The following is a 16,468-nucleotide window of genomic DNA, read 5'->3' on the forward strand; positions in this document are numbered from 1 at the left end:
GGTAGGCTGCTACAGCGGCACCTTTCGACGCGTTGCCACTTCGCTCCGCTCGTTGCTTCGCATGCGCGAAGCCTGTCTCCCTCCGGTCGGCTGTTGCCAAAGCAAACTCGGCGCGTGAATAATTCAGGATAGGCCAAACATTCGAGGGATCGAATAATTTTTCGGTGCGTCGGAGGGTTAAATGATTCTGCCGATATCCTCTGCCGCGAAGCCGCTTTAGGTTGAATGCCAATCCATCGGGTGGCCCCTTCGCCCGGCATTGCTCCAAACGGCGGGAAGTCCCGCTCCAAAAAAAAAACCGAATCCGGCATGTGCGGATTCGGTTTTTGTTTCGTTACGGGGCGTTATTTCTGCCAGGCGGAGATCACCGGGAGGCATTGGGTGGGCGTGACGGTGCTGGATGGCGGCGTGGGAATGTTTTGGCAATAGCCGGTAATGATATCCGAGTTTCCGGCTTTCTTAATGCTGCCGTTGATGATGACTTGCCCGACAATCTCGCCGTTGGCGGTGTGCCTTAGTCCGCCGGTTTTCGCATACATCAGGCCCGTGATCGTTCCGCTGGAGGTCACTTGGATGTCTCCGTCGCGGCTGGCCACGGAAAAGGCATAGGTGGTTGGGTTGATGTCGATTTGCCCGGACAGGTTGATGTCGCCGGTCGCGATGACCGATCCGTTGATCGTGGCATGGGCCGAGATGTGGAAGTCGCCCTCGACCCACATGATGCCGCCGACCGGGTTGAGGTCCGTCGTCCAGGTGCCCCCCCCGTGTACCTCGTTGTTTTTCAGTGCTTGCTGATAGTAGGGGGTGAGGTCGATGTCCGGGATTTCAACCGTGGGAACGGTCTTCGGCGTATAGATTCCCCCGGTAACTGTCGTTTTATTCTTGGTGGTGACCGAGGGGGCGGTGGCCGAGCCGCCGACGATGATGTTGTTGCTCAGGTCAATCGAGGTGGAAGAGCTTAGGTTGATGACGGGATCGGTGTTTCCTGTCACGTCCATGGCGCCGTTCGAGTGGAATTTGGCGAGGCCATCGGTGCTGGTGCTGGAGATCGAGCCGCAGCCGGAAAAGTCGAAGGTTCCGCCGCAGAGAATGGCATAGTTGAATCCTTCCATGTCGGAATAGTCGGTTTCTTCGCTGGTGCCGCTCCCGGCATAAAGGTCTTCCACGACGACCTCCGCCTCGGAGGATACGGAGCCGCATTTCCCGACCGAATTCACGATGACATAGCGGTTGCTGATCGAGGTGAGGGTCAACGCGAAGCTACCGTCGTCATAATCGTTTTCGACGCTGGATAGGGAAGAGGAAAGCGAGCTGCCTTCCGTGGACGACAAGGAAAACGCCGATTCATCGGAGCTTTTGCTGAAGTCGGAGGAGAGGATGGAGTAGGCATAATCGACTCCACCTTCGGCGTAGGCAAGCGCCTTGATCTTGTTGGTTTGGCGCCGTGCATCGAAGAGGCGCTGCTCGCCGATCTTCGTCAAGACGCCAACCAGCATGCCGAGTATGGCGATGATGAACATCACCGTGAGAAGAGCATAGCCTTTGCGGTTATTTTTCGTTTTCATGGGTTTCTCCTAGTTCCTACATGCCACTGTTTCTCGGGGTTATTTCCGTTTTGAGGGATGACGTTACCCGCCTTTGTTGTCCCTTGGTCAAGGTGACGTCCTTGTAGATTTCCAGATCGACGACGAGCGCCGAGCGCAACGGATCGCCGTCCACGCTGATTTCAAAAATTCCGTAATCGGGGCCCTTCGTGAAGATGCCGCCGATATTGACCAGCTGCATTGCGCCTTCCCAGTCGATCGTAACGTCCTTGAGCTTGGGGGTGGACTGCCCGTCCGAGCTCGATTCCATCAGGGCTTGGAACTGGATATAGCGCTTCCAGGTGCCCGGGACGATGCATTGCGAAGTGAAGGCGGAGAGGCTCTCCCAGTCGTCGGCATCCAGCATGTCCGGCTGGCTGCCGCAACGAACCTTGATGGCCAACGTCGAATCGCCGGGGACATCCGCGTTCCAGCTGATGTCTCCGTAGACCGGGGAGGTGATCCGCGTATCGAATATTTGGGAAACATAGGTGCCCTCGATCGGGTAGCTGGCCTCGATGGATGCAAGGCCAATGATCCCTTTCATTTCCATGATGTCGCTGGCCGGCAAATCGCTCCAGGTCATGTCCTTGGCGGTGGCGGTCGTTTCGTTGGTGACCACCATGCAGGTCGATGCGAGGCTGCCGAGGACGTCTTCCCAGATGGCCGGGTGGCAACGATCGGTGCTGTTGGCGATGCGGTAGGAGACCAGATAGTTTTTTTCCTTGTCGATCGCGAAATCGACCCAGTCCGATTCAAACGTTTCGCCCGGCCCGACGATCGGGCTTGAGACCTGGCCGTCGAATTTAACGGAGGATATGGTTGCTTCGTTAAAGTCGAGGCTGGCATTGGTGGTGGAGGCGGTTTCGCCGATATAGACGTTGGTGACGCGGAAGTTGCCCGTTTGCGCCGCTTGGAATTTGAGGCGGCACTGGCGGCCGTTATAGGCGAACCAGTTGCCGTTGTCGGTGAGCTCCGCGCCCTTCTGCATGACGCGCACCACCCAGTTTTTCATCAAGCCTGCCGTCGGCGAGCTGGGGACCAAGGTGCCTGTTTGGTCGGAAGCCTTCCACGTATCGTCCATTCCGGCCAGTTCAACCACGAAATCGGTCGGCGTGAGCGTTTCGTCGAAGACAACGCGGGTGTCCTCGCTTTGGTATCCTTCCGCTCCGAAGTTCGTCTCTTCCCAGCGGTCGTTTTCCATGGTCAACGTGAAGCTGTTGCCGATCGAGGTGGCCGGGAAGTACAACTGGTGGTTCCCCTTCCACGACCCGGTGGAAACATATTGGTCTACCGCTGAAACGCCGGTTTCGGCGGTGACCGGAAGCTGGGCTTCGGCCTCGCGGGCGCTCGCCGAGCTCGATATCGTCAACTGGTCGATGCCGATGTGATAGCCCGAGCTTTTGGCGTTCTTTCCGACCACCTCGAAGCAGATATCGTGTTCGCCCGGGTCGAGCAGCATGTAGCCGAGGCTCGCCTGGTCGCGTGTGATGGTGGACGAATAGGCGTCGAAACGACCTGCCGTGGGGGAGATCTCCCAGTCCAGCAGGTTCTCGAACAAAACCTTCGAGGTCGCGTTTTCCGCGTTGTAGGTGCCGGCCGCGCTGCCGTTGTCGACCACCGATTCGAGCTGGGCTTGGCGCTCGGCGTCGGTCAGGCTGTCGTCGCGGGGGCTGAAGGTGGTTTTCACCAGTTTATCCGGATCGCCGGGGCGAATATGGTAAATCACGGTCTTGGTCCATATGATCTTGCCGTCCTCGTCGCGGTCCAGGATCTGGCCGTCGGTTACATCTGCCATGGGGAAGCTGATGGCTTGGTAAGGGCCTCCGCTGTCGGGGTAGTAATGCATGTTGTCGAGCGAGGACAGGCGAAGGTCTTTCTTCAGTTGTTCCATTGCCAGCATGACATCGATATCCAGATCGTTTTGGACGTCGCCCTCGTTCACGTTTTTTAGGGCGAAGAGATAACCGGTCATGGCCATGCCCAAGGCCAGGATCAGCAACGTGATCGAGGCCATCATTTCAACGAGCGTATATCCGCTGGAGCGTGCGTTGTTCATTCTTTTACCACTCACGAGGCCGAGTCCGCCGTTACGCCGCTGCCCACCGAGGACTCCTCGGAGAGGTAGTCGGCCACATAGGTGCGTATGGTTTCGTTTCTTCCCTCAAATCCCAGGGTCTTGCGATCTCGGATCTCCACCATCACGACCAGTTCGGCCAGATTGTCTTTGCCCGTCGATAAAATTTCGGTCGATCTCCTGTAGTTGCCCGAGGTGTTCGGATAGCCGCTCGGATCCACCAAAACGTCTTCCTCCGAAAAATTGCTCAGTTCGGCGAATCCGTAGGTGCGGATCAACTCGATCCGGTTTTTGGCAATGTTGGCTGCCACATAGTGCGCCCGCGCCATGTCGGACATCTGCCGGTGCGCGACCATCAGCTGGGCGCCGCCGCCAATGAATAGCGCAAATACCGACAAAGCCATCAGCGTTTCGACAATCGATGAACCGGCGCAACGCTTGCGGTTCCGGCGACTGCGGCTGCCTGCCCATTGGCTTTTAAAATGTCCGTTTTTTGTCATGTCCTAGCTCGTACCTACTTTTTCCATCTTTTTACGCATGATAAAACAAAGCATGAAGCATGCCCTGCTTGCGATTATGTTCGATTTTTCCAATTTCGGCCGAAATCGGCCATTTCCCGGCGATGCAACGGGAACGCCGGCGTTCGGAGATTCGCATCGCTGAGACGGAATGGCGGGATTTCACAATGTTGAACACGATGCATCCTGTTTTCGCGCGGTGGTCGCCGCTGAAATTCGCTCCTGAAACCGCATGACCCCGGCTCGCGGGCCCTGCGCGTCGAATACTTCCCGCATTCGCCGTGCCGGCCGCGCGAAACCCGACAATAAGCATCATGATTTGCCGGAAGTCCGGCGGGGCGGGTTTGTGCGCGTTTGGTCTTGTGGGGGGCTTGCGCTTTCCATATCTTCTGTCTTTTGTTTATCAACTCGGGAAAGGGCTGTTCATGAACATCGTAGTATGCATTAAGCAGGTGCCCGATTCAGACAAAGTTACGATTGATCGCGAGACCAATCGGCTGAATCGCGCAGGGGTTCCATCCATTATTAATCCGTTCGACGAAAACGCGCTCGAAATGGCGTTGCAACTCAAGGAGCTGCACGGCGGAAAGGTCACCGTGATCTCCATGGGGCCGCCTCAGGCCGAGGAAGCGCTGCGTACGGCGCTTTCGCACGGGGCCGACGAAGCGGTGCTGATTTCCGACCGCAAGTTCGGCGGCGCCGACACGTGGGCGACGTCCTACACCATCAGCCTCGCCATCAAGAAGCTCGAGGGCGTCGATTTGGTGCTCTTCGGCAAGCAGGCCATCGACGGCGATACCGCCCAGGTCGGCCCGGGCGTGGCCCACTTCCTCGATATCCCGATGCTGACCTACGCCAAGGCGGTCGAGGTTACGGGAGAGACCTTCAAGGTCAACAAGGTGACCGAAGACGGCTATGAAATCTGGGATGTCGACAAACCCTGCGCCCTCACGGTCGTAAAGGAAGCAAACAATCTGCGCATGCCGTCGCTCAAGAAAAAGATGGCCGCCAAGAAGGCCGTGATTCCCTGCTGGGGCGTCGAAGAACTCCAGCCCGACGAAGACAAGATCGGCTTGGCGGGATCGCCCACCAAGGTGAGCAAGGTCTTTGCGCCGCCGGTCAAATTGAACAAGGAAATCCTCTCGGGGGAACCGTCCGAAATGATCACCGAACTCATCGGAAAACTGAAGGGACAGCACGTACTATGAGCACAACAAAAGAACTTTGGGTATTTGCAGAGCAACGCGAAGGCAAAATCGCCGGCGTGGTGCAGGAACTCCTCAGCCAAGGACAGCTCCTCTACGAAAAGTCCGGCTTCACCCTTTGCGCGGTGCTGCCTTCCGCCAACGGCGCGGACTTCTGCCAGGAACTCTACAACTTCGGCGCCAAGAAGGTTTACACCATCGACGACCCGAAACTGGCCGATTACCAGAACGACTACTATTCCCGCGCGATCGCCCAGCTGATCAACGAGAAGAAGCCGGAAATCGTCCTCTACGGCGCAACCACCATCGGCCGTAGCCTCGCCCCGACCGTCGCCGTCATGGTCGATGCCGGCCTTACGGCCGACTGCACCGAGCTGGATTTCGATGTCGAGGCCGGCAACCTGCTGCAGACCCGTCCGGCGTTCGGCGGCAACATCATGGCCACCATCATCTGCCCGAATCACCGTCCGCAGATGTCGACCGTCCGCTCCAATGTCTTCAAGAAAAACAAGATTTCGGATAGCGAAACGGGCGAGCAGGTTGCTTACAGCGTCGATCTCTCGGGGGTTCCGGAGCGCATGCGCCGGCTTGAAACGGTGCACGAAGCCGATTCCAACAGCATCGACCTCAACGCCGCGCAGTTCATCGTATCCGGCGGACGCGGGGTCGGGAAGCCCGAGAACTTCAAGATCATCTACGACCTCGCCGCCGAAATGGGCGCGGCCGTCGGCGCCTCGCGCGCTACGGTGGACGCAGGCTGGATCTCGCACCACCATCAGGTGGGCCAGACCGGAAAGACGGTCTGCCCGGTCGTTTACATCGCCTGCGGCATTTCCGGCGCCATTCAGCATCTTGCCGGCATGCAGAGTTCCGACATGATCATCGCGATCAATAAGGATCCCGATGCGCCGATCTTCGATGTTGCCGACTTTGGCCTCATCGGCGACCTGCACGAAATCGTGCCGGAATTCCAGAAACAGATCGCCGCCGCCAAGGCCTCGTAGAGAATCTGGTCTCTGGAATTGAATCAAGTACCCCCGCAACGCCCCTGATCCGGGACCCTTGCGGGGGTTCTTTTTTTTCTGCGGGCCGTTCGGGGCGTTCGTTCGAGCCAAGCCATCCTCCCCGGGCGATCGATCGGCGGCGGGTTCCGGATTCCGCAAGGCTGCTCGGAAGGCCGGATGCGGGCTTTTTGGGGCGACGCAGTCCGGGGAGCGAGGTCTTTTGTGGGAAAACAGCATTGTTTTTTTTGCGGAAATACCATCTAATGCGAATTTGTCGAGGTGCAATTTATTGCTTAAGGACCCGGCCCCGAGCGGCTGGCACATGAGAAGGGATCCAATGTCTAAGAAAGCTCCTAAACGTTTTTTTGCGAGTCATGCCAAATCGAGCGCCGCGCTGGTGAGTCTCGGTATTCACGCCGTACTGATTGTTGTTGCACTCTCCTTTGTTGCGGTAACCGTGTATCAAAAGGAGGACCAAACCTTTGAGCAGGTAAAGGTTAAGCGTCCCAACGTAAAGCTCAAGAAGCTGCAGGTGCCGGTCAAGATCCAGAAAAAGCAGACGCAGAAGCCCAAGCTGCGCCAGCGCATTGTGGTCAAGCAAGCCGTGAAAATGCCCGACATCAAGATGCCCGAGATTACCGGGGTCAAGGGCGGCATGGGCGCGGCGGGCGCCGGCGACGGCGGTGGAAGCGGCATCGGCTTCAGCATGCCCGAAATCGACTTTTTCGGAGCCAAGGGCAAAGGGGACAAGGTTGTCTTCATCGTCCACTTTGGCCCGGCCACCATTGGTAACAATCCCTATACCCGCATGACGGGCTACACGATCCGCAAACGTCTTGAGGATTTGATCAACGAGCTGCCCGGGGTGACCCTGTTCAATGTCGCCGCCTACTGGATGCGGGATACCATCGCTTTGTCGCCGGAAATGATGTTGGCGACGCCCGAAAACAAGCAAAAGGTCATGGACTGGATGGCGCCGGTCAATCCCTTGGAAGGGAACTATAGCCACTGCTTTGTTTGGGGCGGGGCCAATGGCAAGGTGGTCGCGGCGCGAAAGAAATATCCCCAACGGGTCGAAGGCCTGCCGTTCTATTCGCCCAAGTGGGCCTATCCCTACGAAGTCCCCGGTGCAATCAACAACAAGTATCTGGGCGCGGGAAAAACCTACGAGCACTGGAACCGCGGCGTGACCTGGGCGTTGCAGACCCAGAAGCCCGACACCATCTTCATCCTGACCACCAACTACATCGATGCCTGGGGCGGTGGTGCAAAGGGTAATCCTGCGAAGGTTGCCGCCTCCTACAAGAAAATGATCCAGGATGTCTATGGTCCGGATCGAAACCGTTGGCCCTCGCTCAACGTGGTGGTTCTGGAGTATGGCAACCAAGACCCCAACAATATCTTGAACAATCAGTATGGTCCCATCATCAAGGCCTTCAGAGGCGATGGCTCCATCATCCACGACATTTCCAAATACATGACGGACGAAGAGAAAGACAAGTACCGGGCTTACAAGAGCCAGTACAGTAAATAGTCGTTCGTTCCTGCCGTTGGCTGTTTGATCCCGAGTCTTGCGCCGACGGTTCTTCCGTCGGCGGCCAATCTCTCTTTTCGCGGTTGCTTTCGGAAGGTTGGGGGGCTTCATAAAAAACGGCAGAATCCGGATGCAATGAAGTGTCGCCGTGCGGGAGCGTTTCCCGGCTGAACGGTAATTGAGTCCCGCCTGCGTTCCGGCCTGCCCCTCCTCCCTGTGTCATCGTTGGCGGTTGGCCACGAAGCCATGAGATTTATCTTGAAACACCGATGGCCGATGCGCATATTCACCCGATCTTCAGGGCAGGGTGAAATTCCCGACCGGCGGTGATAGTCCGCGAGTTTTTCCGAGGTTCGGAACGACAGGATGCAGTGAAATTCTGCAACCGACAGTAAAGTCTGGATGAAAGAAGATTATGCGATGCTTTGTAATTGCGAATTGCCTTGGAGAATCACGGTCTTCAAGGCTTTTTTAGTGTTACAGGAGCAACTATGAGTGAAATGACTTTCGACCCAATCAAGGACGTCCTGGAGGCGTTGCGCAACGGTGAGATCATCCTGGTTACGGATGATGAGGAACGGGAGAATGAAGGCGATTTGATCTGTTCCGCCGAATTATGTACGCCGGAGCATGTTAATTTCATGATCACCCATGCCCGCGGGTTGGTTTGCATGCCGATCACCCGGGAACGTGCGGCCCATCTGGGACTGACCCGCATGAACGTCTCCCACGAGGGCGATGTGTTCCAGACGGCGTTCACCATCTCGGTCGATGCCGCCGGAAGTACGACGGGAATCAGCGCCCAGGAGCGTGCCGGAACCATCCGCACCATTGTGGATGAAAATACCCGCCCCGAAGACCTGCTCTGCCCCGGTCATGTGTTCCCGCTCATCGCGATGCCCGGCGGCGTGTTGGATCGGGCCGGCCACACGGAGGCGACGGTTGATCTGATGGCCGCGGCCGGGTTGCAGCCTGCGGGGGTGATTTGCGAAATCACAAACGATGATGGAACCATGGCCCGCATGCCGGAACTGGTCGAGTTCGCGCGAAAACACAAGCTGAAGATGACCTCCGTCGCCGAGGTCACCAAATACCGCTACACCCATGAAAAACTGGTCCGCATGGAGCGCGAGATCAACATGCCGACCGATGCCGGCGACTTCCGCCTGAAACTCTACAGCTCCAAGGTCGATAACAAGGACCACTTGGCGCTGGTCTGCGGCGATGCCTCGTCCGGAAAAATCCCGATGGTGCGCGTACATAGCGAATGCCTGACCGGCGATGTATTCCACTCCGCCCGCTGCGATTGCGGCGCCCAGCTGCATGCCGCCATGCACGACGTCCAGGAATATGGCTACGGTGCGATCGTCTACATGCGTCAAGAGGGCCGCGGCATTGGGCTGGCCAAAAAGCTGCACGCTTACGAGCTGCAGGAAAACGGCATGGATACCGTCGAGGCCAACGAACATCTCGGTTTCGATGCCGACCTCCGCGACTACGGCGTCGGTGCGCAAATCCTGGCCGACCTGGGGATGACCAAGATTCGCCTGCTCACCAACAACCCCTCCAAGATCAGCGGGTTGGACAAGTATGGCATCGAGGTGGTGGAGCGCATCCCGCTCGTGTTGAAGCCGGGGAAGCACAACGATTTTTATCTGGCCACCAAGCGCGACAAGATGGGGCACCTGATTTAGGGATAGCACGAGATTCCAATTCCGAAACAAATTCCAAATCGGATTTGTTTCGGATTTAGAGATTCGGATTTGGAATTTTCAACCGGAGTTTGACTATGGGAAAAGGTATTTCAAAATCTATTGATCCGATCGACGGCATCGGTGCGCGCCAGCTGCTCGGCCAGCTCGATGCGTCGGGCATGCGCTTCGGTATCGTCGTGGCACGATTCAACCACGAGTTGACCGACGAACTTGCGCGGAGTGCCTACCAATGCTTGGAAAAGCATGGCGCCAAGCCCCAAACCATCGATGTGGTGCGGGTGCCGGGGGCCTACGAAATTCCGGTCGTCGCGGAAAAGATGGCGGCCGGCAAGCGCTACGATGCGCTGATTGTTCTCGGGGTGGTGGTCGAAGGCGAAACCCAGCACGCGCAGATGATCATCGATACCACCGGACAGAGCATGCTCGACATCGCATGCCGGCACCAAATTCCCGTTATTAACGAAATCGTCGGCGTCCGCACTTGGGCGCAGGCCGAGGCGCGTTGCCTCGGCGGCGAAAACACCCGCGGCTGGTACGCCGCCGAGGCGGCCATCGAAACCGCCCGTGTATGCAAGCAACTTGGATAAATCAAATGCAGAATAAAAAACCGAATGGACGTCGCCAAACGCGCGAGTGGATCATGCAATTCCTGTTTCAGCTCGACTTCAATCCGGAGCCGATCGACATCGCCCTCGCGGATTTTTGGGAGGAGCGGGAGCCGAGCGCAAAGGAAAAGACCTATGCCGAGGAAATCATCAAGGGCGTGGTGCAGCGGAAGGACGAACTCGATGCGCGCCTTTCGGAATATGCCAACCGCTGGAATTCCGACCGCATGGGTGCCGTCGACCGCACGGTGATGCGCGTCGCCCTGTTCGAAATGCTTCACCGCGAAGACGTGCCGCCCGTGGTTTCGATCAACGAGGCCGTCCACTTTGCCAAGGATTTCAGCAGTTTCCAGTCGGGCCGTTTCGTCAACGGCGTGCTGGACCGGATCCGCAAGGATATCGACCGTCCGGCCCGCACCACCTACAAGCCGCGGGGGAATGAGTAATGGCCGGATGGCTCGGGGCCCTCAAGAAGACCCGGAACCTGCTTGGCAAGGTCTTCTCGGCCAAGACCAATCTCGAGGAGATGGAGGTCGACGAGATCGAGGAAATTCTGTTGCGTTCCGATGTCCCGGTGCGCCTGACGATGGCGATCGTCGATGAGCTCGAATCGCCTTCCCGCAAGGCGTCCCGCAAGGAGCGGCTTGGCGCCATGCTCCTCAAGGAGCTTGGCGAAGCCAAGACCTTCGAATGGGAAGCGGAACCCAAGCCGCATGTGATCCTGCTGCTCGGCGTCAATGGCTCGGGGAAAACCACGACCGCCGCCAAGCTGGCAACCCGCGCCCTGGGCCGGGGGCTCAAGCCGATGCTCTGCGGTTCCGATACCTTCCGCGCCGCTGGCTCCTCCCAGCTCAAGCTCTGGAGCGAACGGGTCGGCTGCGACTTCGTTGGCGGCGAGATGGGGCACGATGCCGCGGGAGTCGCCTTCAACGCCGTCGATTCCGCCCTCGAAAAATCGTGCGATGTCGTGCTGGTCGATACCGCCGGGCGCATGCACACCAAGACGCCGCTGATGGACGAGCTGCCCAAGATGTGCCGCGCCATGAACAAACGGCTGCCCGGCGCGCCGCACGAGGTCTGGATGGTGCTCGACGCCTCGCTGGGCCAAAACGCCATTATCCAGGCCAAGCAGTTCAACGAAGTCGTTGCGCTCACGGGCATCGTCGTCACCAAGCTCGATGGCTCCTCCAAGGCGGGCTTCCTCTTTTCCGTGCGCGCCGAACTCAACGTGCCGATCCTGTTCGCGGGCCTCGGCGAGGGCGAAGCCGACCTCGTCCCCTTCAACGCAAACGAATTCGTGGACGCCCTTTTCGATGACAATGGGGAATCCACAGATTCCACGGATTAGGGGATTCGGGTGACGGACGAGCAGACCAAAGCGATGATCGGTGCCGCCATTACCTATTTGATGGCCTCTTCAAGGTCGCGGGCATGGCTGATTAACTTCGGTGCAAGCGTCTCGAATTTAAAAGGGTTGTAAACCAATCCCCAAAATCGGTGAACTCTGTGGATGATATACAATACATGATGCGGGCGATCGAGCTGGCGAAGAGGGGCGAGGGGCTGACGCGCCCCAATCCGCCGGTCGGTGCGGTGCTGGTGCTCGAAGACTATATCGTGGCCGAAGGGTGGCACCGGATGGCGGGCGCCGACCACGCCGAACGCGACTGCCTGAACCAGTTGCCGCCGATCGCCACCAACCTCAAAACCGCAACGCTCTACGTTACGCTCGAGCCCTGCTCGACCCATGGCCGCACGCCGCCCTGCACCGACCTCATCCTGGCAAAAGGGATCGGGCGCGTGGTGGTTTCGGTCGTTGACCTGAATCCGGCGCATGCCGGGCGCGGGCTTAAGATTTTGGAAGACGCCGGGGTCGAGGTGGTTGCCGGGGTGTGCGAAGCCGAGGGGCGCGAGCTGATCGCCCCGTTCGAAAAATACATCGTTTCCGGCATGCCCTATGTGACGCTCAAGCTGGCTTCGACGCTCGACGGCAAGATCGCCGACCGGCAGGGCGATTCCAAATGGATCACGGGGGCCGAGGCCCGCGAGCGGGTGCAGGCGATGCGCCGCCGGTCCGACGCCATCATGGTCGGGGCCGGAACCGTCCGTGCCGACGACCCGTCGCTGCTGCCGCGCCCGGCCGAGGGCCGGAAGCCCTGGCGCGTGGTGATCGGCTCGGACATTCCGGCGGATGCCAAGGTGCTGACGGATGAAGCGGCGGAGCAAACCCTGGTGCGCGCGGGCCCGCTCAAGCAGGTTCTCGAAGAACTGGCGCAACGGCACGATGTGATGCATGTGCTCTGCGAAGGCGGCGGACAGCTCGCCGCCGCCCTGATTGAAGAGGGGCTCGTCGATGAATTCGCCTTTTTCATCGCCCCGAAGCTGATGGGGGCCGACGGCCTTCCCAACTTTGCCCAAACGGGCGGCCTGATCGACGGCGTGAAGAATTTGAAGTTTCTTTCGGTGGAACCGGTGGGGAACGATATACTGATTAAAGCGAAAATGGAGAAGTAGTTATGTTTACTGGCATTGTTCAACGACTCGGCAACATCATCGACATCAAAATGGATGGAACGGCGGGGCGCATCACGATGGTGCCGAACCGCCCCTTCGACCGCCCGATCCATCTGGGCGACAGCATCGCGGTGAACGGCACCTGCCTGACCGTGGCGGCAATCGAGGGCGACAAACTGATGTTCGATGTCCTGGGCGAAACCTTCGATAAAACGAACCTCGGCGACAAGACCCCGGGCGATCTGGTCAACCTCGAGCAGGCGTTGGCGCTGGGCGACACGCTGGGCGGCCACATCGTTACGGGCCACGTCGACAACACCGGCACCGTGGCAAAGATCGAGCAGGTCAGCCGCGACTGGAAGTTCACCATCGAAACCTCGCGCGACATGCTGATGCTGATGGTCTACAAGGGATCCATCGCCATCGACGGCATCTCGCTGACGGTCGCCGAGCTGACCGATAACGGTTTCATCGTCCACATCATCCCGCACACGATCCAGGAAACCGACATGTCGGAATTCAAGGTTGGCACCAAGGTGAACCTCGAAGCCGATATCCTCGGCAAGCACGTCCAGCGCATCCTCGAATTCGGCGGCGGGCAGGACTATCGCCTGAATCTGAACGGATAGTTTTTTATTGGCCGGAATGATGCTTCAGTAGGCCCTTTGGACTTGGTTGGGAACGTACCGTGAATCGTAGGCACTATATCTATGCAGGACTGGCGATGGCGTCGGCCCCCGTTTGGGCGGCGACGCCGCGCCGGAAGCAGATCTTTCTGGTGATCGACGACGCGGGGTTGGCGCTGGGCGAGACGAAGCAGTTTCTCGATATCCCCATTCCGATGGCGATCGCGGTGCTGCCGCACCAGAAGCAGACGCCGGAGGTTTGCAAGGCGATCAAGCAGGACCGGGAAAAGGAAATCCTTCTTCATCAACCGATGGAGGCCTACAACAAGGAGAAGAATCCCGGAAAGGGCGCGATCTATAATACGACGCGCTCCGTCGATGTGCGCCGGATTCTGGATGCCAACCTCAAGTCGGTCAACGGGGCGGTGGGCATGAACAACCACATGGGATCGCGCGTGACCGAAAATCCGGAGCTGATGCGCGAGGTGTTGCGCTATTGCAAGGGTAGCGGCCTTTTCTTTCTGGATAGCAAAACCGCCTACAATTCGCTGGTTCCGAGCCTGGCCCCCCGGGAGGGGATGCACGTCGAGTCCCGCCACGTCTTTCTGGACATCCAGCACGACCGCGCCTATGTCCGCCGGATGTGGGGCAACGCCGTTTCGCACGCCAAGGAACATGGCTACGTGGTCGTGATCGGCCATATCTGGAGCAAAGAAACCGCCGCCGCCATTCGCGATAGCTATGAGACGCTCCAGAACCAGGGCTACTCCTTTCACAAGCTCTCGGAATTGTATGAATAGGGGCGCCGCGTTCCACTGATCTCTTGGTTCCCCTGGCCCGTTGAATACAAACCGATCCGCCGGGGGCGCCCGAAACCCGAAATAAACAGAATGGAATGGATTTCATGATTTCCGACCAACAGATAATCGATTTGATAAAGCAGCAAGTGGTTCCATCCGTAGGGTGTACCGAGCCCGTCGCCTGCGCGCTGGCTTGCGCCAAGGCCGCCGAGATCCTGGGGGGGCAACCCGAATGGATCGAAGTTTTCGTGAGCGGCAACATCTACAAAAACGGGATGGGCGTTGGCATTCCGGGGACCGGGATGACCGGGTTGCCGGTTGCGGCCGCGCTCGGCGGCATTTGCGGTAAATCGGAATACGGGCTGGAAGTCCTCAAGGAGGTCAACGACCGGTCGCTCGCCCTGGCCAAAGCGATGCTGGGTGAACGCCGGGTTGCCATCAAGGTGAAGGAGGAGTGCCCCGACAACTTGTATGTCGAGGCGCTCTGCCGCAAGGGGACGGATGAAGTGCGCGTGGAAATCGTCCACCAACATTCCAACATCGTCTTGGTGGAGAAGAACGGGGCGGTGCTTTTCCGTAAAGAGATCCTTCCGGAAGAGAACGTCGAAGAAAAGCCGGTCCCCGATCTTTCCGTTGCGCGTATTCTGGAGTTTGCCACCACCGCACCCATGGAGCGTCTGGAGTTTGTCTTGGAAGGGGCCCAAATGAACTCCGCCATTTCCCAATTCGGGCTAAGCCAGGAGCATGGTCTGCAGATTGGCAAAAAAATGAAGGAGCAAATCGAAAGCGGACTTTTGTCGGACGATCTCCTTTCGTATTCGTTGATGCTGACCGCCGCCGCCTCGGATGCGCGAATGGCGGGCTGTACCCATCCGGTGATGACCAACTCCGGTAGCGGCAACCAAGGCATCACCGTCACCATGCCGGTGGTGGCGGCCGCCGAAAAACTCGGGTCGTCCCGCGAACAACTGGTGCGCGCCCTGGTCATTTCCAATTTGATCTCGATCCACATCCATTCCTTCCTTGGGCATCTTTCGGCGTTGTGCGGGATTTGCCTGGCCGGAACCGGGGCCGCCTGCGGCATCACCTATCTGATGGGCGGCGGGATCACGGAACTCGAATTCGCCATTAAGAACATGGCCGGGAATATTACCGGAATGGTGTGCGATGGCGCCAAGCTGGGGTGTTCGCTCAAGGTGTCCTCCGGGGTTACGGCCGCCATTCAGGCCGCGCTGCTCGCCGTTGGCGGAATCCACATCGGCAATGACGGCATCGTGGAGGAGGATATTGAAAAGACCATCCGCAACATCGGGGTGATCGGATGCGAGGGCATGCTCGAGACGGACCGCGTGATCCTCAAAACCATGCTTTGCAAGTGATCCGGGAAGGGCGGAGGTGCCGAATGAAAGTCCCATCCATCGAAAATAGATCCGTGTTGGTAACCGGCTGCTCATCGGGCATTGGGCGGGCGACGGCGGAGATGTTGCGCTCGGCCGGCTGGCGGGTTTTCCCGACGGCGCGCGCGGCGGCCGATCTGGACGCGCTGCGCCAAGCCGGGTTCGACGCCATTGAGCTGGATGTCGCCTCCAGCGAATCGATCGCCACCGCCGTGGAGCGGGTCTTGGCCGAAAACGGCGGAAAGCTGGGCGCGGTGGTCAACAACGCCGGATTTGGAATGCCGGGCGCGATCCAGGATTTGACGCGTGCGGCCATGCGCGATCAATTCGAGGTGAATGTCTTTGGCCTGCAGGAACTGACCAACACGCTGGTCCCGGTTTTCCGCAAACAGGGCTATGGCCGCATCGTGAACATCAGTTCGGTGGTCGGCCGCTTGGCGCTGCCGTTCATGGGGATCTATTCCGCCTCCAAGTTTGCGCTCGAGGCCATCAGCGATGCCCAGCGCGTGGAGTTGTCGCTCGATCCGATTTCGGTTTCGTTGATCGAGCCGGGCCCGATCCGCACGAAGTTTTCCTCCAATTGTGCCGGGCAGGGGGAGGAGAAGCTCGATACGGGCGCGTCGAAGTTCGGTTCCGCCTACCGCCGGTATTTCGAGCGGCGCCGCAACGGCGGCATGGCCGAGGATCGCTTTCGTCTGCCTCCCGAGGCCGTGGCGAAAAAGATCCGCCATGCGCTCGAATCGCCGCGCCCGAAGATCCGCTATCTGGTCACGATCCCCGCATACCTCGGCGCCTTCGCGGCCCGCTTCCTTCCGGCGGGGTGGATCGACCGCCTGATGGTCGGCCACGTGAAAAAGCGCTTTGGCTAGGCTTGGTTTCGCTGCGTTCCC

The 16,468-nt window shown here is 58.8% G+C and carries 16 protein-coding genes and 1 riboswitch; of the genes, 12 read left to right on the forward strand and 4 right to left on the reverse strand.

Annotated elements, in window-relative coordinates:
* Positions 1 to 344: 344 nt before the first annotated feature.
* From ABYO54_RS00005 to ABYO54_RS00020, 4 genes are read right to left on the reverse strand one after another with little or no spacing between them, the layout of a single operon-like run.
* A complete protein-coding gene (locus ABYO54_RS00005) occupies positions 345 to 1,565 on the reverse strand; it encodes a hypothetical protein (RefSeq protein WP_372805660.1) in 1,221 nt (406 codons plus the stop codon).
* A 16-nt stretch (positions 1,566 to 1,581) separates the two neighbouring features.
* The gene (locus ABYO54_RS00010) at positions 1,582 to 3,657 is read right to left on the reverse strand and encodes a type II secretion system protein J (protein ID WP_372805662.1); all 2,076 of its coding nucleotides are present in this window, start codon (positions 3,655 to 3,657) and stop codon (positions 1,582 to 1,584) included.
* Positions 3,654 to 4,160, reverse strand: coding sequence for a hypothetical protein (locus ABYO54_RS00015; RefSeq protein WP_372805663.1), 507 nt, complete (start codon positions 4,158 to 4,160; stop codon positions 3,654 to 3,656). The genes ABYO54_RS00010 and ABYO54_RS00015 overlap by 4 nt, the downstream gene beginning before the upstream one ends.
* 31 nt (positions 4,161 to 4,191) lie before the next feature.
* The gene (locus ABYO54_RS00020) at positions 4,192 to 4,494 is read right to left on the reverse strand and encodes a hypothetical protein (RefSeq protein WP_372805665.1); all 303 of its coding nucleotides are present in this window, start codon (positions 4,492 to 4,494) and stop codon (positions 4,192 to 4,194) included.
* A gap of 109 nt (positions 4,495 to 4,603) precedes the next feature.
* Here ABYO54_RS00020 and ABYO54_RS00025 point away from each other — a divergent pair, with 109 nt between their 5' ends.
* The 12 genes from ABYO54_RS00025 to ABYO54_RS00080 all read left to right on the forward strand — a co-directional run bounded on the left by ABYO54_RS00025 (position 4,604) and on the right by ABYO54_RS00080 (position 16,447).
* Positions 4,604 to 5,386, forward strand: coding sequence for an electron transfer flavoprotein subunit beta (locus ABYO54_RS00025; RefSeq protein WP_372805667.1), 783 nt, complete (start codon positions 4,604 to 4,606; stop codon positions 5,384 to 5,386).
* The gene (locus tag ABYO54_RS00030) at positions 5,383 to 6,387 is read left to right on the forward strand and encodes an electron transfer flavoprotein subunit alpha/FixB family protein (RefSeq protein ID WP_372805669.1); all 1,005 of its coding nucleotides are present in this window, start codon (positions 5,383 to 5,385) and stop codon (positions 6,385 to 6,387) included. The genes ABYO54_RS00025 and ABYO54_RS00030 overlap by 4 nt, the downstream gene beginning before the upstream one ends.
* Positions 6,388 to 6,784: 397 nt before the next feature.
* Entirely contained in the window at positions 6,785 to 7,921 is a 1,137-nt protein-coding gene (locus tag ABYO54_RS00035; protein WP_372805670.1) for a hypothetical protein, read from the forward strand.
* Positions 7,922 to 8,210: 289 nt separating this feature from the next.
* Positions 8,211 to 8,339, forward strand: a riboswitch (FMN riboswitch).
* A gap of 82 nt (positions 8,340 to 8,421) precedes the next feature.
* A complete protein-coding gene (locus ABYO54_RS00040; RefSeq protein ID WP_372805733.1) occupies positions 8,422 to 9,615 on the forward strand; it encodes a bifunctional 3,4-dihydroxy-2-butanone-4-phosphate synthase/GTP cyclohydrolase II in 1,194 nt (397 codons plus the stop codon).
* 95 nt (positions 9,616 to 9,710) lie between these two features.
* Complete coding sequence (gene ribH / locus ABYO54_RS00045; protein ID WP_372805672.1) at positions 9,711 to 10,223, forward strand: 6,7-dimethyl-8-ribityllumazine synthase; 513 nt, start codon at positions 9,711 to 9,713, stop codon at positions 10,221 to 10,223.
* A gap of 5 nt (positions 10,224 to 10,228) precedes the next feature.
* Entirely contained in the window at positions 10,229 to 10,687 is a 459-nt protein-coding gene (gene nusB, locus ABYO54_RS00050) for a transcription antitermination factor NusB (protein WP_372805674.1), read from the forward strand.
* Complete coding sequence (gene ftsY / locus ABYO54_RS00055) at positions 10,687 to 11,589, forward strand: signal recognition particle-docking protein FtsY (protein WP_372805676.1); 903 nt, start codon at positions 10,687 to 10,689, stop codon at positions 11,587 to 11,589. Before nusB ends, ftsY begins: the two co-directional genes overlap by 1 nt.
* Before the next feature lie 158 nt (positions 11,590 to 11,747).
* Complete coding sequence (gene ribD, locus ABYO54_RS00060; RefSeq protein ID WP_372805678.1) at positions 11,748 to 12,755, forward strand: bifunctional diaminohydroxyphosphoribosylaminopyrimidine deaminase/5-amino-6-(5-phosphoribosylamino)uracil reductase RibD; 1,008 nt, start codon at positions 11,748 to 11,750, stop codon at positions 12,753 to 12,755.
* Positions 12,756 to 12,757: 2 nt separating this feature from the next.
* Positions 12,758 to 13,384: a riboflavin synthase gene (locus ABYO54_RS00065; RefSeq protein WP_372805680.1), complete on the forward strand. Its 627-nt coding sequence runs from the start codon at positions 12,758 to 12,760 to the stop codon at positions 13,382 to 13,384.
* Positions 13,385 to 13,443: 59 nt separating this feature from the next.
* Positions 13,444 to 14,181 (forward strand): divergent polysaccharide deacetylase family protein, encoded by a 738-nt coding sequence (locus tag ABYO54_RS00070; RefSeq protein ID WP_372805681.1) that lies wholly within the window; start codon positions 13,444 to 13,446, stop codon positions 14,179 to 14,181.
* 104 nt (positions 14,182 to 14,285) lie between these two features.
* Positions 14,286 to 15,560: a serine dehydratase subunit alpha family protein gene (locus tag ABYO54_RS00075; protein ID WP_372805683.1), complete on the forward strand. Its 1,275-nt coding sequence runs from the start codon at positions 14,286 to 14,288 to the stop codon at positions 15,558 to 15,560.
* Positions 15,561 to 15,583: 23 nt separating this feature from the next.
* Positions 15,584 to 16,447: an SDR family NAD(P)-dependent oxidoreductase gene (locus tag ABYO54_RS00080; RefSeq protein ID WP_372805685.1), complete on the forward strand. Its 864-nt coding sequence runs from the start codon at positions 15,584 to 15,586 to the stop codon at positions 16,445 to 16,447.
* Positions 16,448 to 16,468: the final 21 nt, after the last annotated feature.

It is taken from the genome of Pontiella sp., from assembly GCF_041622395.1.
GTDB lineage: Bacteria > Verrucomicrobiota > Kiritimatiellia > Kiritimatiellales > Pontiellaceae > Pontiella.